Origin of the sequence: Salicibibacter kimchii (assembly GCF_003336365.1) — a bacterium.
Classification (GTDB): Bacteria; Bacillota; Bacilli; order Bacillales; family Marinococcaceae; genus Salicibibacter; species Salicibibacter kimchii.
The window spans coordinates 3,104,668-3,120,650 of sequence record NZ_CP031092.1; the positions used below are offsets into that span (position 1 = coordinate 3,104,668).

At 47.1% G+C, this 15,983-nt stretch carries 11 protein-coding genes and 1 pseudogene; 10 read left to right on the forward strand and 2 right to left on the reverse strand.

Annotated features, from left to right (window positions below; all coding sequences use genetic code 11):
• Window positions 1-5 precede the first annotated feature (5 nt).
• Complete coding sequence (locus tag DT065_RS15720; protein ID WP_114375003.1) at window positions 6-1,364, reverse strand: DHA2 family efflux MFS transporter permease subunit; 1,359 nt, start codon at window positions 1,362-1,364, stop codon at window positions 6-8.
• 133 nt (window positions 1,365-1,497) lie between these two features.
• Here DT065_RS15720 and DT065_RS15725 point away from each other — a divergent pair, with 133 nt between their 5' ends.
• The 3 genes from DT065_RS15725 (at window position 1,498) to DT065_RS15735 (ending at window position 4,936) form a co-directional block, all read left to right on the forward strand.
• On the forward strand, window positions 1,498-2,721 hold the full coding sequence (locus DT065_RS15725) for a M20 family metallo-hydrolase (RefSeq protein ID WP_114375005.1): 1,224 nt from the start codon (window positions 1,498-1,500) through the stop codon (window positions 2,719-2,721).
• 216 nt (window positions 2,722-2,937) lie between these two features.
• Entirely contained in the window at window positions 2,938-3,471 is a 534-nt protein-coding gene (locus DT065_RS15730; protein WP_114375007.1) for a GNAT family N-acetyltransferase, read from the forward strand.
• A gap of 403 nt (window positions 3,472-3,874) precedes the next feature.
• Complete coding sequence (locus tag DT065_RS15735; RefSeq protein ID WP_114375008.1) at window positions 3,875-4,936, forward strand: peptidoglycan-binding protein; 1,062 nt, start codon at window positions 3,875-3,877, stop codon at window positions 4,934-4,936.
• Window positions 4,937-5,084: 148 nt separating this feature from the next.
• Here DT065_RS15735 and DT065_RS19395 read toward each other — a convergent pair whose 3' ends face one another.
• Window positions 5,085-5,414, reverse strand: coding sequence for a hypothetical protein (locus DT065_RS19395; RefSeq protein WP_227002638.1), 330 nt, complete (start codon window positions 5,412-5,414; stop codon window positions 5,085-5,087).
• 82 nt (window positions 5,415-5,496) lie between these two features.
• Between DT065_RS19395 and DT065_RS19620 the strand changes: the two genes are divergently transcribed.
• The 7 genes and pseudogenes from DT065_RS19620 to DT065_RS15770 all read left to right on the forward strand — a co-directional run bounded on the left by DT065_RS19620 (window position 5,497) and on the right by DT065_RS15770 (window position 15,945).
• Complete coding sequence (locus DT065_RS19620; RefSeq protein ID WP_257791138.1) at window positions 5,497-5,628, forward strand: hypothetical protein; 132 nt, start codon at window positions 5,497-5,499, stop codon at window positions 5,626-5,628.
• Window positions 5,629-6,666: 1,038 nt separating this feature from the next.
• Window positions 6,667-7,298: pseudogene (locus DT065_RS19765) on the forward strand (TasA family protein).
• Window positions 7,292-7,387, forward strand: coding sequence for a hypothetical protein (locus DT065_RS19950; protein ID WP_418314560.1), 96 nt, complete (start codon window positions 7,292-7,294; stop codon window positions 7,385-7,387). The pseudogene DT065_RS19765 and the gene DT065_RS19950 overlap by 7 nt, the downstream one beginning before the upstream one ends.
• 66 nt (window positions 7,388-7,453) lie before the next feature.
• Complete coding sequence (locus tag DT065_RS15755) at window positions 7,454-8,044, forward strand: TasA family protein (protein WP_114375012.1); 591 nt, start codon at window positions 7,454-7,456, stop codon at window positions 8,042-8,044.
• A gap of 94 nt (window positions 8,045-8,138) precedes the next feature.
• Window positions 8,139-10,373, forward strand: coding sequence for an FIMAH domain-containing protein (locus DT065_RS15760; RefSeq protein WP_114375013.1), 2,235 nt, complete (start codon window positions 8,139-8,141; stop codon window positions 10,371-10,373).
• A gap of 60 nt (window positions 10,374-10,433) precedes the next feature.
• Window positions 10,434-12,578 (forward strand): Xaa-Pro dipeptidyl-peptidase, encoded by a 2,145-nt coding sequence (locus tag DT065_RS15765; protein WP_227002639.1) that lies wholly within the window; start codon window positions 10,434-10,436, stop codon window positions 12,576-12,578.
• Between the two features lie 139 nt (window positions 12,579-12,717).
• On the forward strand, window positions 12,718-15,945 hold the full coding sequence (locus tag DT065_RS15770) for a M14 family zinc carboxypeptidase (RefSeq protein WP_114375015.1): 3,228 nt from the start codon (window positions 12,718-12,720) through the stop codon (window positions 15,943-15,945).
• Window positions 15,946-15,983 lie beyond the last annotated feature (38 nt).

Sequence of the window (15,983 nt, forward strand, 5' to 3'; positions counted from 1 at the left end):
TGGCGTTATTCTTTTTTTAGCAGGAAAGAAAGCAGCAAACCTACAAGCGCAAACAAAAAGGCAACAAAAAAGGCATGGGCCACGCCAATCAAAAAGTTCAGTGCATCTGCGGAGCCATCTTCCGCAGCTTGCCGGCTGATGAACGAAATAATAAATGTTAAACCGAGCGCCCCCCCGAATTGGCGGGCTGTATTGATAATTGCCGTGCCATGGGCGACCAAAGAATCGGGCAATGCATTGATGCCCGTCGTCATAATCGGCATGTTAATGAGCGCAACGCCTCCCATGGCGAACATGAACAATAATGCTACCAACACGAGGGAAGTATCAACATCAAGCAGGAAAAAATAACTTAGCGAAGACGTTGTAATCAGAATAAAACCGATCCCCGCCATGCGTTTCCCGCCGTATTTGTCGAACAGCTGCCCTGCCAGGAGCGACATAACCGCGAGGGTCATCGCTCCCGGAAATACGATCACCCCCGCGTCCAATGCAGGGCGTTCCTGAACGTTCTGCACATACATTGGCAGGATGGTTTCAATCGATATTAATAGACTAAAAGAAAGAATGGAAATCATCGCAACCAGGGCAAATATAGGCGCTTTGAGCACACGCAATTCCAGGATCGGCTGTTCCAGCCGGAACTGGCGAATGACGAACAAGGATAGGGTTATCCCCCCAATGACAATCATAGCGATTCCTTCTGTATTGAATCCATAAAGAACGCCACCAAAACCGACGGTTGATAATAGAACAGAAAGAATATCAATCTTTGATTCTCTTCTTTCTGTGATATTACGCATAAACAGAAACATGAGAAGCATGATTGCCGCAGCAATCAAAAGCGTTAACAAGAAAATCGCACGCCACTCGAAAGCGTTGATAATAACCCCGGAGATAGGCGGGCCGATCGCGGGTGCAACGTTGATGACGAGCCCCGCCATTCCCATCGCAAATCCCCGTTTTTCCCGTGGATAAATCAATAAAAGCAACGTTTGCATGAGCGGCATCAGCATGCCGGAACCGGCGCCTTGAAAAATGCGCCCAACGAGCAACATTTCAAACGTTGGCGCAAGCAACCCGATCAATGTTCCTATGAAAAACAAAAACATTGCACCCATCATTAATGTTCTTGTTTTAAACGTATCGATCAAAAATGCCGTCATTGGAATAAGAATGGCAATCGTTAACATATAACTTGTCGTTAACCACTGAACTTCACTTGCGTTCACGTTGAATTCAACCATGATTATAGGGAACGCTGTAATAAGTAAAAACTGCATGAGAACGGATAAAAAAGAACCGGAAAGGGTAATCGCGACGATCAAACGTCGCTGTCTTTTTGTTAGATTGTTTGAACGCATCGTAAGGACTTCCTTTATAATCACTGATCTTAAAAGTATACCAATAAACTTAGGGGATTACGATGGCTTCACATCTACACGAACAACTGAGATACTATCGTTAATAGAAATAGGAAAGGGAGTAGGGAAAAAAATGATGATTAATTCGAAACGGCTCATGGAAACGATCAATACGAGTGCGGCGATCGGTGCGACGGAAAACGCCGGATTGCATCGACTCACCCTCTCGAATGAAGACATGGAAATGCGCGCTACGTTCGTTCATTGGCTGGAGACGGCAAGGCTTCAGGTTACCGTCGATGATTTCGGAAACATGTACGGGCGGCGCGAAGGTACAAATCCTGACCTTTCACCTGTCGTGATCGGGTCGCACTTGGACACCCAACCATACGGCGGGAAATACGACGGCATCATCGGTGTGCTCACGGCATTGGAAGTGATTCGCACGCTGAATGATGAGGGCATAAAAACAGAGCGGCCAATCGTAATCGTTAATTTTACGAATGAAGAAGGGGCACGTTTCACGCCTCCTTTGCTCGGTTCCGGGGCTGTGATTGGAGATTATTCGAAATCCAGCGTCTATGACACGGTGGATGCCGAGGGAACACGCTTTGAAACAGCGCTACACGAATCCGGTTACCAAGGCGAAGAAGGCCATCGCTTAAGAGATGCACATGCATTCATGGAATTACATATTGAACAAGGGCCAGTGCTTGAACAAAAACAAAAAAGCATTGGCGTCGTCCAGGGGATTCAAGGCTTGGCCTGGATGACGGTGCATATCAAAGGAGAAGCGGATCACGCGGGAACGATCCCCATGTCCGGACGTAAAGATGCACTCGTTGCAGCCTCTTCCATGGTCACCGCTTTATCCAAGTACGCAGCGTCGGTCGAGGATTTGGTAATTACCGTTGGCACGTTGCAAGTTGCGCCGAGCTCTCCAAATGTTGTTCCAAGCGATGTTACTTTCACCATTGATATGCGCCACCCCGATGACCATATGCGAAAAGGGGTCCCGATGGCTATTCGCAAAATTATATCCGATACATCGAAAATGTATGGCGTCGATTTTGCGCTGGAAACGGATTATCAAGCGGAAACCGTTCATTTTCCCGAAAGGATCCAACACATCCTTTTAGAAGAAACGGCATCGCATGGATATGAAGCGGAACAATTTTACAGCGGTGCTTCCCATGATGCCAAAAATATGAGCCGGATTGCAGAAACGGCCATGATTTTCGTACCGAGCGCCAACGGAAAAAGCCATCACGAAGAGGAATATACGAGTGGTGCTGACATAGAAAAAGGGGCGAATGTGTTGCTTGGGGCAACAAAGCGGTTAGCGAACGAAAAATAGTGTAGGACGGCTGAAATAAGTGGTCTCCTCTGGAAATGATATTGTTCGTCGGGTCATTGCCCGTACAGCAGCCGTATAACGGTATCGGCGGACCGGCAACAATTGTCCATAAGAAGCATCCATACGGCCAAACGAGGGAACGCTCATGCTTTTTCGATGTTACCCTTGGGTGTGACTGGATAATTCGATCACTCTGTACTAACGTAGGAGGTTTATATGGCTTATATGATTCGCGAGATGAAAGAAGGGGATGCATACGGTATTGCGTATGTACATGTGGATAGCTGGAATACGACTTATCAAGGCATCGTTCCCCAAGGTTATTTGGAACGTTTACAAGTAGGCGAGCAAGAACAAAAATGGGAAACCATCCTTCATGAATACCCCGGAAAATCTAACTACGGACTCGTTGCTGTTAATGATGAGTCAGAGATTGTCGGTTTTGCCATCTGCGATCAGGCTGATGAAAAAGAACCGGTGGATGGGGAATTAAACGCCATTTATATTCACGAAAACGACCAACAACATGGCATCGGTCGCGCGCTCCTGCGACATGTGCTCGCGAACTTTCGCGAGAAAGGATGGGAAACATTTTTGACTGTTGCCCTCGTCGATAACCCTTCCTTTCCGTTTTATGAAAAACTGAATCCTCATTATTTGCGATTGGATACATGGAAGGTGGATGGGGTGGAGCTTCAGGAATGGGTGATGACGTTTCATGTAACCGAAGTGGAAGCGTTGCTTGGATGAGAGAGGTTTAAAGGGTTTTGGGAAAGCGCATCAAAGTGAGCCCGCATCTTCACTGCAATGAAGTTTGCGAGCTCACCATAACCAAGAGGTACTGCACTTATTTGGGTAAGTACAGTACCCTAATTATAAAGGAAAAATATTAACAGAAAAAGAGGTTTTTACATATAAAGGATAGATTTTCGGATGATAGAGCAAGAAAAGACTTTGATCTATATAGTCAAGTTTTTCTAATAAGTTGCAAACAAAATACGGAAATATGACCTGGTATTTCCTCTATTACAATTCCTTTGCATTTTGTTTAAATATGTCGCTTTCCCCTTGTCCCCACTTTCTCAGCTTGTTAGGCTTCTCTTTGGGTGATTGAAAGATGTTCGCCCAAATTACCAAGAGGAGGCGTTGATTTGTGCTAAAGCTGCAAGCGACAAACAGGCTAAAGAACTATGGCCTGTCTGCTGTAGCCGCAGGGTTTGTTTTTTTGGCCGGACCGATAGCCGCTGATGCTAGTGATTTCGGAGGCGAATTGCTTACCGATGGCATAGAGAATAGTCACGTCGAACAGTTACAGGACCTACTCATTGAAGAAGGATATATGCAACAAGAGGATGCCAGCGGCGCTTATGACAATGCAACAACCGATGCCGTTACGAATTATCAAAAAGACCAGCAATTACTTGCAGATGGCTTGGCGGGTGTACAAACCCTCGGAGCATTGAAAGTGCTGGAACAAGGTGACGAAAATTCACTAGTTACTGATTTGCAAGAAACATTACAAGAAACCGGTTATTATAACGGTTCTTTAGACGGATATTTTGACGACGAGACACGTGATTCCGTTAAATCGTTCCAATCCGATGCTGACATTGCAGTTGATGGATTGGCCGGTCCTGACACGTTCGGAGTTCTATACTACGAAAGCTCCGAAGCAGTAGAAGAGGACGTTCCAGAGGATGAAGCTACGGAAGAAGAAGCTACTGAAGAGGGCGCAGCGGCAGTAGAAGAAGAAACAGAGACTACTGAATCCGCAGAAGTGGCAGTAGAAAAAGAAACAAAGACTACTGAATCCGCAGAAGTGGCAGTAGAAGAAGAAACAGAAGCAACTGAATCCGCAGAAGCAACGGAAGAAACAAATGGAGAAGCTTCTGCCTCAGACGATGGATCATCATCAGATGCGGAAGGCGAAACGTTTACAATGGAAGCCACGGCATACACTGCTGACTGTGCCGGTTGCACCGGGGAAACAGCAACAGGTATTGACTTGAATAACAACCGTGACGCAAACGTTATTGCAGTCGACCCTAATATCATTCCACTTGGATCCACCGTCCATGTCGAAGGCTATGGCGAAGCTGTTGCAGGTGACACCGGCGGTGGCATCAATGGCGAAAAAATCGACCTTCATGTCCCAACTGAAGACGAAGCCTTACAGTTTGGACGCCAGGATGTTGAAGTTACCGTTCTGGACTAACGTTCCCTCCCCCTTGCTATATGTCAGGGGGGATCGTGTGTAGAAGCTAGATAATACAGTTGGCTGATAAAGGCTTCGTTTCGGCTGATATATGTAAGTGTAAAATAAACCACACCTTAAAAGGGAGATGTGGTTTATTTTATCTTATCTATGATTTTGTCATTGTTGAACTTATTGCCACTTCTCTATCAAAGCGTCCTCCAAATGGATGAGCATCATTCCACCGCCGCCAATGCCGCCGGAGTAAGGCCTTGTCACTCCTTGATGTCGCAGCTACAGCCACTGCTGCGTCAACCGCATTCCCCCCTGGTTCAAGAATCGTCATCCCTGCTTCCGAAGCATGCGCATCTTCAGAAGCCACGGCACCGCCACTACCGGTCATATGAGACCTCGTACAACGTACCTGAAATTCCTTCCCTATGCGTTCAAAGCAGAGCAGCAAGCGTACAAACGTTTGTTCCCCATGTTGATTTGTCATCAGAGAATCGTTTTAAAAAATACCTGGGATTGTTGCTCCATATTATATAAACGTTTGAAGCACATGTTCTAAAAGGAATTTTATGGCTGATATCGCAGCGTTTTCGACGGATAAACGATACAGCGTAGGAGATGCGCGAAGCCCTGGGGCTGATCTAGCCATGGACGTCGTCGTTGAACCTTCAAACATTTTGGTATGTCTCACGACGAATTGATCCAAGAAGCGAACAGAACAAAGAAAGGCATCGAGGAGATTTCGAGACAGCAACGATTGAATCGTGGAAAAGCAGTGGAAGGGAACTAAATGAATAAAAGGTCTGGTACGTTCCCGTGCTTGCTTCGGCTTCCCAGCACAGCGTTGCTCTCTTTTTATGCCGATGTTTCCTACCCTTCGACATATTCCCTCCTCGTTGCCCTCTTTCCATGCCGATGTCGTGCATACTTCGACTTGCGCACACGCCTCGTGGCCTCATTTCATGCCGATGATGTCCTTCTTTCGGCAGTCTCGCTCCTCTTCGCTCGCCTTCCATGCCGATGCCGTACATGTTTAGGATTGCAATCTAGTATCGTCGTTTGTGTCGATGATAGAACGCATGTCCAATGTTCGGATCTATTCGATCACTGAGACCTTTTTCAAGATCCGCCAGCAGGGAAAGGATTTCACACCACTAGGTTCACTTTTCTCCTCACCATTAACGGTTGGTGCCAATAAAGAGACTATTAATGTACTACATAAAAGGGTTATTCCAAATCGAAGCCTATACTTTAACATTTAATCCCTTCAAGTAATATATTTTACATATATTACTTGAATTTTGGGATAGTCACTTCCTCCTTTTTTGGGAAAATATATAAAAATATGAAAGAAAAACAAGCTAATCCCTATTCCAAAAAGATTCGTAAAAATATAAAAAATAAAAAGAGTAACATAGACACATCCAAAAAATAGGATAATTATGAAATTGGGTTTAGAAAAGTGATAGAAAAGAGATCGATAAGACCCATAAAAAAAATGATAGAAATGAACTATTATTAAATAAAATAATAAATAGTTATAAATATATAACTTCAGGTTATTTTTCAATATTATGTCACAATGGTAATATTTTGAATATATATCCAAAGTATTGAAATACTTGTAAAAAAGTTATAGGAGGGTAACCGTTTTTAATTCATATCCAAGACATTCGGTTCGCCATCAGCCGCGTTTTGAACTGCAGAACAACGGGTCCTTGGACATTGACTCGGTAACGTTGGAAACCGACTATACGGTGATTGATGCGGAAGGTGATAATACGGACGATTTCGGATAGTTTATCGAGGTAGAATTTTTGTATAACACCGACAATTTGGACGAGGTAATTTTCCAAACGACATTAAATGAACTCCAGGACAACCGGAAGCGATCAGTGAGCATGTCTTCTATCCGGAGTTGGACAATGACGGCTTACCCGTCGATGAATCCCACGACCTAGTCGTACAGTTTAACTTCTTGAGCGACGTTGAAGAAGACTTGAACCAATTCCAAGGCTATTCTTTAGAACTAGGTGGACGTTTACAGCCACACAAACCGAAGGTGAGGAGCAGTAAAACGAGAGGAGAAGCGAGAGGTCTAAAAAAAGTGGACGAGCTGCTTGTCAAGAACGTTTCCAGGTTGTCACCTTTGAAGCGGAAACAGAGAATGGTGGAAACAACGATCTTTTATGTTGATGCCGGTGTTGAAAATAAGCAGGCGCTTACCGGGCATTACGACGAAGAAGGTTCATTCGAAGACGATGAAACGGCACGTGCGCTGGGTCTTCATGTGACGGCAGTCGGCCATTATGAATCCCAAGGAGAGATGGAAAAGCAGCCCGACACTTGGGAGGTTTTCAAGACTTGCTAGAGCAAAAGCATGAACACGCGTTGATCTCCGGTCACGCCTATCACGTGCTGACGAATGAGGCGGACGTGCTCATCGATGAATGGCAATAAAACATGGTGTTATCGCCTTTATAGGGCGTTCACAAATATCAAAATTTTTAATGGGAGGCATTCAAAATGGGGATCAGAAAACAGTTAGGCATGGGTGTGACGACAGCCGTTCTCGGTTTGACATTAGTCGGAGGTGGTACGTTCGCGTACTTTAGCGACAGTGTTGAAACGAACAATACGTTCGCGGCCGGAACCCTTGATTTGGAAGCGGAGCCGACGGAAATCATTGACGTGGACAACTTGCAACCCGGCGACGCGATGATTCGTGATTTTGAATTGCAAAACAATGGATCATTGGATATTGATACGGTGACGCTGGAGACCGACTACACGGTGATTGATGCAGAAGGCAATAATACAGATGATTTCGGGGAATTTATCGAAGTGGAATTTTTGTATAACGCCGACAATTTGGATGAAGTCATTTTCCAGACGACATTGAGTGAGCTCCAGGACATGGAACCGGAAACGATCAGTGAGCACGTGTTCTATCCGGAACTCGGCGATGATGGGCTGCCGGTCGATGAGTCCCACGACCTCGTCGTACAGTTTAACTTCATAAGCGACGATGAGGCGGACATGAACCAATTCCAGGGTGACGCTTTAGAGATGGAGTGGACATTTACAGCTACACAAACCGAAGGTGATGAGCAGTAACCAACAACTAAGAGCTGACCCATGAACATTCGTTTTCGGTCAGCCCTTTTTTCTAGAAAACATAAGAAAAACGATAGGAGAGGATCATGATTCTATGAAACTGGGAAAACGATCGCTTATTTTTTTCATTTCCCTTCCATTTATCACCTCTACCGTGTTCCAAGAAGGGTCAATCGCAAATGCGAATGAGTCAGGCCTTTCAGAATTTCCGCCCCCCGTAGATGAAGAGTCGTGGGTTTTGCCCAGGGACATGACGTGGGACGATTATGAACCGGTGCCGGGGATAGATTGGCAAGACACAGACATTGAACCGGACCGGGAAATTAGAGGGGCTATCATTCTCGTTGATTTCCCGGATCAGGAATTTATTTTGTCTCAGCCGGAAGGATCCGATCCGGCCGGGAATCCGATTGATGCCAGCGAGGTTCCGGAGGAAGAACTCGGTGAATGGTGGGAAGATTTCCTTAATACACCGCAAGAACTCAATAACCATCGAACAGTTGATGAATTTTGGATGGAAAATTCTTATGGGGATTGGGGCGTAGAACTGGATGCCTTTGGGCCTTATACGATGGAACACAACGAATTCCAGTACGGGCTCAACGAGTTTGACCAGCAGGAATACATGCCTGAAGGTTATGAGGCTCAAGATCTTGTCCCTGATGCGCAAGAGGCAGCTCAAGAGGATATTGAAAATTCCGGTGTTGATTATGACTTCGAATTTATCGTCCATTCGGGGTATGATGAATCTTCGCTTTGGCAGGAATTTGGAGAAATGATGTTTGAAGGGCCTGAGGACGTTCCGGATGAATTCGGATCTCCGTATGAAGACCATCCTAACTGGGCGAACACTCGCTATGTTGATTGGACATCATGGTTTGCGGCCAGAAGTATCTGGTCTCACGCATACGCCGGGGGATCCGTTCAGGCTGAAAATAGCGGGCAATCCGTGTTCGCTCATGAATTTGGGCATATTGAAGGTCTTGGTGATAATTACAACAACCCTTATGCCGACCCTGTTTCAAGGTCCTACTCGGGTCCTTGGGAACTTATGAGCCGTGGAGCTTTCAATGGCCCCGGCGGTCCGCACACTCGGTGGATGATTCCGGCAACGGAAGGTTCGAGCGCTCCTTCCCACCACATGCTCAGGAATAAGATAAAGCAGGATTTCGTAACGGAAGGGGAAGATTACCTGGAGGTTGATCGTGACGATCTCGCAGAGGAAGGACCGGTATTCGAAGATATTTTAGCGCGGGCAGTGCCATCCGGTTCGGAATTTGAGCATGATAAGCTGCATGGCATTAATGTCACCATGGACGAAGATAAAACGCCGAGAAACGATTTGGAGGATGACTGGCGGGCAGACATGCAGGCCGGCGAGGATTGGTATGATAACTACACGATTGAGGTTGTGGATCAGGTCGGCTTTGACTCTTTCCAACCGGATGCCGGTGTACTGCTGGCGAAAACGAAGGACGAAGAGCAGGCGCCTTTCATATGGGCCATTGACGCACATCCTGAAGATATCGACGAAGTGGATTTTGAAAGACCGGACGGCACAACGCAAATGCTCTCTAAAGGGGATTACCAACAACTCGCGGATGCGCTCTTTAAAGCAGGAACCGCGGATGGTGTTGTCAGCGAGTATACCGACGAAGATAATCGTCTCCATTTTTATGTGTTGGATAAAAACGAAGATGAAGACGGAGCCCTGTCCTATCGCACAGCAGTCCGGCACATGGATGAAGGCGGGCCATATGAACGTGGCGTAGACGTTGACACTAGTACGGTTGAACATGCTGAGCCAGGGCGCGTAGCAGAGTATAATTTTAGTGTGACAAACAGCGGAGAAGAAACAGATCTCGTCCGTCTTGATCTCGACATGGAAAAAGATTGGGATTACATGCTGGAGCATGAAGTCATTGAAGTAGAGGCTGGGGAAACGGTTGATGTTCCGGTCTATGTAGAACTTCCGGAAAATGAACAACTTCCTTCTGATCTCACGTTCTCGGCTACCTCCGAGACGGATGAAGAGCAAGCAGTATCAGTCGAACGCGGAGTTGGAGTAAGTGCGGCAAGTATGGAAGCGCTTGTGGAACAATATGAAGATGAAGGAGCCTTCGAAAACGAGGAAGCTTCTCATGCTTTAACGCTCCATCTAACGGCTGTGAGCCATTTTGAAGAACAAGAAGAAGCGGAAAAAGTCAGCAACCATATGGAAGGGTTTAAAGCCTTGCTCGATCACCAGCTGGAGGAAGAGCTGATTACGGAAGAGGCGTATGGCACGTTTTATACCTATACGGATGAGTTGATCGAAAAGTTGGATTAAGATTGATTCTATCAAAATAAGGGACTATGAAAAAGGTAAAAAAAGCAGAAGGAGATAGAAATGAAAAAACGATGGGTTAGAAAATGCACGATGACCGCGTTTGCATTGGCTTTCGCGTCGTCCTCCTTCTTTTTTGTGGAGGCTTCAGCTGAACAAGAGACAACAGATGAAGGGATGACGCACCTGATAGAAGACGGGGTTACCCAACCGAATTTTTCCTATGAAGACGCAATCAGGGAGACAGTGTACGTAGATACGGATCTAGATACGAATGGTGACGGGACCAATGACCAAATTGCCGCGGACATTATTCGTCCTGCTGAGAGCGATGAAGATCTTGACGTTCCGGTCATTATGATTGCCAGTCCTTATAATGAAAGTATGGGGCGCGGTGAAGAATCAGAGCTTAAAGAATATGAAGATGGAGAACCGGTAAAATTTCCTTTATTCTATGACAACTATTTTGTTCCGCGAGGATACGCGGTTGTCCACGTGGATATGGTAGGGACGAGCCTCTCAGACGGTTGCCCGACGACCGGCGGTTTTGAAGAAACGGAAAGTGTCACGGCCGTTATCGATTGGCTGAATGGCAATGAAGAGGCGAGCACCGGGGATGGCGAGAAAGTCGACGCTGATTGGAGTACAGGCGACGTAGGGATGTACGGAAAATCCTACGATGGGACGCTGGCCAATGCTGCGGCTGCCACAGGGGTGGAAGGATTGGAGACGATCATTCCGGTCACGGCGATTAGCAGTTGGTATGACTATTACCGTGCCAATGGAGCCCTTTATCATTACAATGGTCCGAATGGACTGGCCAATACAGTCGTCAATTCCGAACGGGAAGAGGAGTGTCAACCAGTCTTCGATCAAATGGCTGCAGACATGGATGATGACAGCGGCGATTTCAATGATTTTTGGGATGAACGCAGCTATTTGGATGATGTGGATAACATTTCAGCCAGCGTTTTCTTGGTCCATGGGCTAAATGACCTTAACGTAAAAACGAACCACTTTGGTCAATGGTGGGAAGAACTTGAGAAACATGATGTGGATCGTAAAATCTGGCTTACACAAACCGGCCACACGGAACCGTTTGATTTTCGCCGTGACGAGTGGGTCGATACCATTCATCGTTGGCTGGATCACGAACTACTCAACATTGATAACGGCATCATGGACGAACCGATGGCGGACATAGAAACAGCGCCTACGGAATGGGAGACCCATGATTATTGGCCGGACGAAGAGGCCTCTACCGTTGATCTGAGGATAGGTTCTGACGATGAGCTGCCTGGTATGTTGACAGATGCTCCCGTGCAGGAAGGTGAAAGGCAAAGTTTTACGAACAATCCCCAATCCGAAGATGAATTGGCGGCTGAGCCATTTGAGGAAAGGGACGATCGATTAATGTTTCTGTCTCCGGAGTTGGAAGAGGAAGTGCGTTTCAGTGGAACACCGGAAGTGGATATGCAAGCGACAGTGGATGGCAAAGCCACGAACTTAACGGCTTACATCGTAGACTACGGAAAAGATGAACGTGTGGATCACCAAAGTGGCTCCGGCGGCATGAACATGTTGGAAGAAACAGACTGCTGGGGTGAAAGCACTGACAGAGACAGCGCGTGTTATCACAAACATGAAATTTTAACCCACGAACAAGACTATGAAGTCGTATCTCGTGGCTGGATGGACGCCCAGAACCATGAGACGGTATGGGAGAGCTCTCCTCTTACTCCCGGGGAAAGCTACGATTTTCGTTGGGACACGATGACCCACGATTACGTTTTTAAACCCGGTCACCGCATTGGTGTTGTGATTGCCGGGAGCGACGCCAATTATACCGTTCCGCACGAGGAGGACGTGAATATTGATGTTGATCTCGCGGAGAGTCACATTGAACTACCGATTGTAGGCGGGGAACAAGCCATCAACGTTGGACTGAGCGCGGCCGGTATCCAGGAGGTCGTGGAGCAATTCGATAAAGAGGGGGAATTCGCGAGCGAGGAAGCCACACGTTCCCTGGATGTCCATTTGACGTCCGTGAGCCATTATGAAGAACAAGAAGACATCGAAAAAGTCATCGATCACATGGAAGGTTTTCAACATTTACTCGATCACCAGCTGGATGATGAACGCATATCCGAAGAAGCATATGACCATCTTCTGGATCAAGCCGAAGCTCTTGTTGAAAAGTGGCAATAGATGAACCAAGCCTTATTGATGGGGAGCGAATAACCCCATCCAAATCACTAATCAGTGTAAGGTTGGTATTACAAGTGATCTTTGTCACACCTGCTTCTTGGCGAAAGTCGAATATATCAATCTATGAGGGAGGCTTTCCATGAAATATAGGAAGACAATGCCGATGGCCTTGCTTTTCGCGGTATTACTTATAGGAAGTCCAATGGCAGGAATGGCGGGGGAAGATAATGAAAATGTTGAGGAATCTCCGACGACCGGATTCGAAGACAGCGACGGTGAAGAATGGACGAGCCATGAAGATGAATTGGCGTTTCTTGAAGAAGTGGCGGAGCAATCGGAGCGCATGACGTATTCCGAGATCGGAACGTCCGTAGAAGATCGGCCCCTGCACTTAGTGCAAGTGGGCGATCCGGCACCGCCAGCGGATGAAGAAGACATTGCCGAAGATCGCAACATGCTTGTTATCGGTTCTCAACACGGGAATGAGCCGGCCGGTCGGGAAATGGCGTTGCAAATGCTTCGGGATTTGGCGTTTACCGATGATGAAGAATTGGAAGGGCAGTTGAATGATGCAACGATCATGTTTATCCCAACGGCCAACCCGGATGGCAGAGAGGATAATACACGTACTAACGCCCAGGATATTGACATTAATCGTGATCATTTGAATCTAATTACTCCTGAAATTCAGACAGTAGCGGAAGTGCTGGAGCAATACAACCCGGATATTACTGTTGATGCTCACGAAAGACCCTCGGCCACAGGAGATCCAGACATGGAAATGTTGTGGCCGCGCAATTTGAACGTGGACGAAGATCTCCGTGACTTAAACCAGGAGATGGTGGAAGAATACTTGTTTCCTGATGTGGAAGATGCAGGTTTCTCCACTGGTTTGTACGGCACGCCGGGTGGAGCCGGTGGTGGCGATGAGCGAATTTCGCGAAACGTTTTAGGTCTTCGTCATGGATTGGGTTTGCTGACTGAAACCGCCGGGGAGCAAGATCCACAATACCGGGTTGATGCCCAGGTAGAAACGGTGGAGTCCGTGTTGAATTTCTACAACGAGCGAATGGATGATATTGCCACTGAAGTAGATGAAGCCCCGGACCGCAGAGCTACCGATGGCGAAGAGCAATCCGAACCGTTCTATCTCGATGGGGCAGATAATTGGGAATCGACCGAAATGTTAGACCCTCATCCATGTGGCTATTTACTCCACTCATCACAGGTGGACGAGATAAGTGATCTTGTTGAAAGGTTCTCGTTGGAGACTGAAAATGTGAGCGAAGATGGTGTGTTTGTCACCATGGCTCAGCCAATGATGACCGTTGTGCCGTTTTTGCTGGATGAGCGGGCAACTTACAACGAAGTGAACGGATTAGCGCTGGACGATTGTACGGATCCGGGTTCGGTAGAACCACCGGAACCGCTGGAACCAGCGCAGTATGAGACTGATTTTTCCGAGTACGAAGTTGGTGACCCTCCGACTGATTGGTCCTCGTTATGGCGGAATAGTCGTTGGACGGTACTGGATGAGCCGAGTCGTCTAGAGCATCATGTGTCTTCCGGTGGTCAACGGACGATGTTGGCCTGGGACGAGGTTGATGATGTTCATGGAGATGTGGAAGTGTCCGGCTTGGTGCGTGCGATTGATTCCGGTGATACATTATTCCAGCTCCATCTCCATGGCTCTGAGAAGGAAGATGCAGAAAACAGCTACTATATTGACTTGCGTAGCGATGATCAGGTACGAATCAACCGTAATTTGGACGGTACTTTTTCTACGCTAGAGACGGCTGATGTGCCTTTTACAGTAGAAGATTATGCTTGGTACCAAGTTGTCTTACAACGGGAGGATGAAACACTAAGAGGAAAAGTATGGCCCTATGGTGAGGAAAAACCTGATGAATGGCAGGTGACTGTGGAAGATCCCGCTCACAATCAGGGGCAGGTTGGTATGGGTCACCTTAACACAAACGTGATCAATGAATGGGCTTTTATCGGGGTTGGCACCGGTGATGAGTCTGCACCCATAGCAGCAGACGATCTTCTCCCTGATGTAGATACAACAGTCTTACAGGATCGCGTTGATGATATTCGTGCAGAAGAACTGAATGAGGATGATTTTACGGAATCAAGCTGGCAAGACCTGCAGCATGCCTTAGCACAAGCTGATGAGGTGTTGGGTGATCCAGACGTAACCCAGAATGAAGTTAATCAGATATTGGGAGACTTGAACGAAGCTTACAAAGGACTACAAACCCTCCCGGCATCATATGAGACCGACTTCTCCGAAGGACAAGTTGGCGGTCCTCCGGCTGGATGGTCATCGTTGTGGCAGGGGAGTGCCTGGACATTGCTCGATGAACCCAGCAGATTAGAGCATGTCGTTGTCGGTGACGGGCGTAGGGCAATTACATGGAATGAAGTTGATAAAGTACATGGTGATGTAGAAGTGTCTGGGTTGGTGCGCGCGACTGAATCCGGTGATACATTATTCCAGCTTCATCTCCATGGATCTGAGGAAGGAGATGTAGAAAACAGTTACTACATCGATTTGCGTAGCGATGATGAGATACGGATCAATCGTAATTTGGATGGTACTTTCTCGGTTCTGGAGACAGCTGATGTCCCATTCACAGTGGAAGAAGATACTTGGTATGAAGTTGCGCTGCAACGGGAGGATGATAATCTTCGGGCGAAAGCATGGCCTCATGGTGAAGAGGAACCCGAAGATTGGCAAGTCACAGTTGATGACAGTTCCCACAGTTATGGTGGTGCCGGTCTCGGTCATGTGACAACTGGCATGGTTAACGAATGGGCATTTTTCAGTGTTGGTACCGGCGATGAAGAGGCCCCGCGTGCGCCGGGGGACCTGCTTGATCCAGAGGTTGATGAAACGGAACTGCAAAACCGCGTAAATAAAATTTATGAAGAGGACTTGAATGAAGAGGACTACACGGATGAAAGCTGGCAGGATCTGCAAGATGCCTTGGCCCATGCCGAAGATGTGCTCGATGATCCGGGGGCATCCCAAGACGAGGTTGATGGCGCCTTAGATGATTTGAATCATGCTCGTGATGGGTTGGAGGCGATCACTCCAATAAGCGCAGCGGATATTGAAGCTGTCGTTGAGGATCTGGCCAGCGACGGCGAAATTGCCGATGATGAAGCCATGCGCGCTTTAACCGTGCATTTAACCTCTGTCCATCATTATGAAGATCAAGGTGAAGCGGAAAAAGTTGTTCAACATATGGAAGGATTCCATGATTTACTTGACCAACAACAAGAGAATGCACTCATCTCTGAAAGAGCCTTCGATATTCTCAGCGCCCAAGCGGATGAATTGGTTCAAGAATGGCAATAAAATATAAGTCCCTCTGTGTTAAGGCGCAGAGGGGCAAT

Excerpts from the sequence above, each read along its gene's own strand:
- DT065_RS15765 (WP_227002639.1), top strand. The coding sequence starts at position 10,434 with ATGAAAAAACGATGGGTTAGAAAATGCACGATGACCGCGTTTGCATTG.
- DT065_RS15770 (WP_114375015.1), top strand. The coding sequence starts at position 12,718 with ATGAAATATAGGAAGACAATGCCGATGGCCTTGCTTTTCGCGGTATTA.
- DT065_RS15730 (WP_114375007.1), top strand. The coding sequence starts at position 2,938 with ATGGCTTATATGATTCGCGAGATGAAAGAAGGGGATGCATACGGTATT.
- DT065_RS15720 (WP_114375003.1), bottom strand. The coding sequence starts at position 1,364 with ATGCGTTCAAACAATCTAACAAAAAGACAGCGACGTTTGATCGTCGCG.
- DT065_RS19395 (WP_227002638.1), bottom strand. The coding sequence starts at position 5,414 with ATGACAAATCAACATGGGGAACAAACGTTTGTACGCTTGCTGCTCTGC.
- DT065_RS15725 (WP_114375005.1), top strand. The coding sequence starts at position 1,498 with ATGATGATTAATTCGAAACGGCTCATGGAAACGATCAATACGAGTGCG.
- DT065_RS15755 (WP_114375012.1), top strand. The coding sequence starts at position 7,454 with ATGGGGATCAGAAAACAGTTAGGCATGGGTGTGACGACAGCCGTTCTC.
- DT065_RS15760 (WP_114375013.1), top strand. The coding sequence starts at position 8,139 with ATGAAACTGGGAAAACGATCGCTTATTTTTTTCATTTCCCTTCCATTT.
- DT065_RS19620 (WP_257791138.1), top strand. The coding sequence starts at position 5,497 with ATGGCTGATATCGCAGCGTTTTCGACGGATAAACGATACAGCGTAGGA.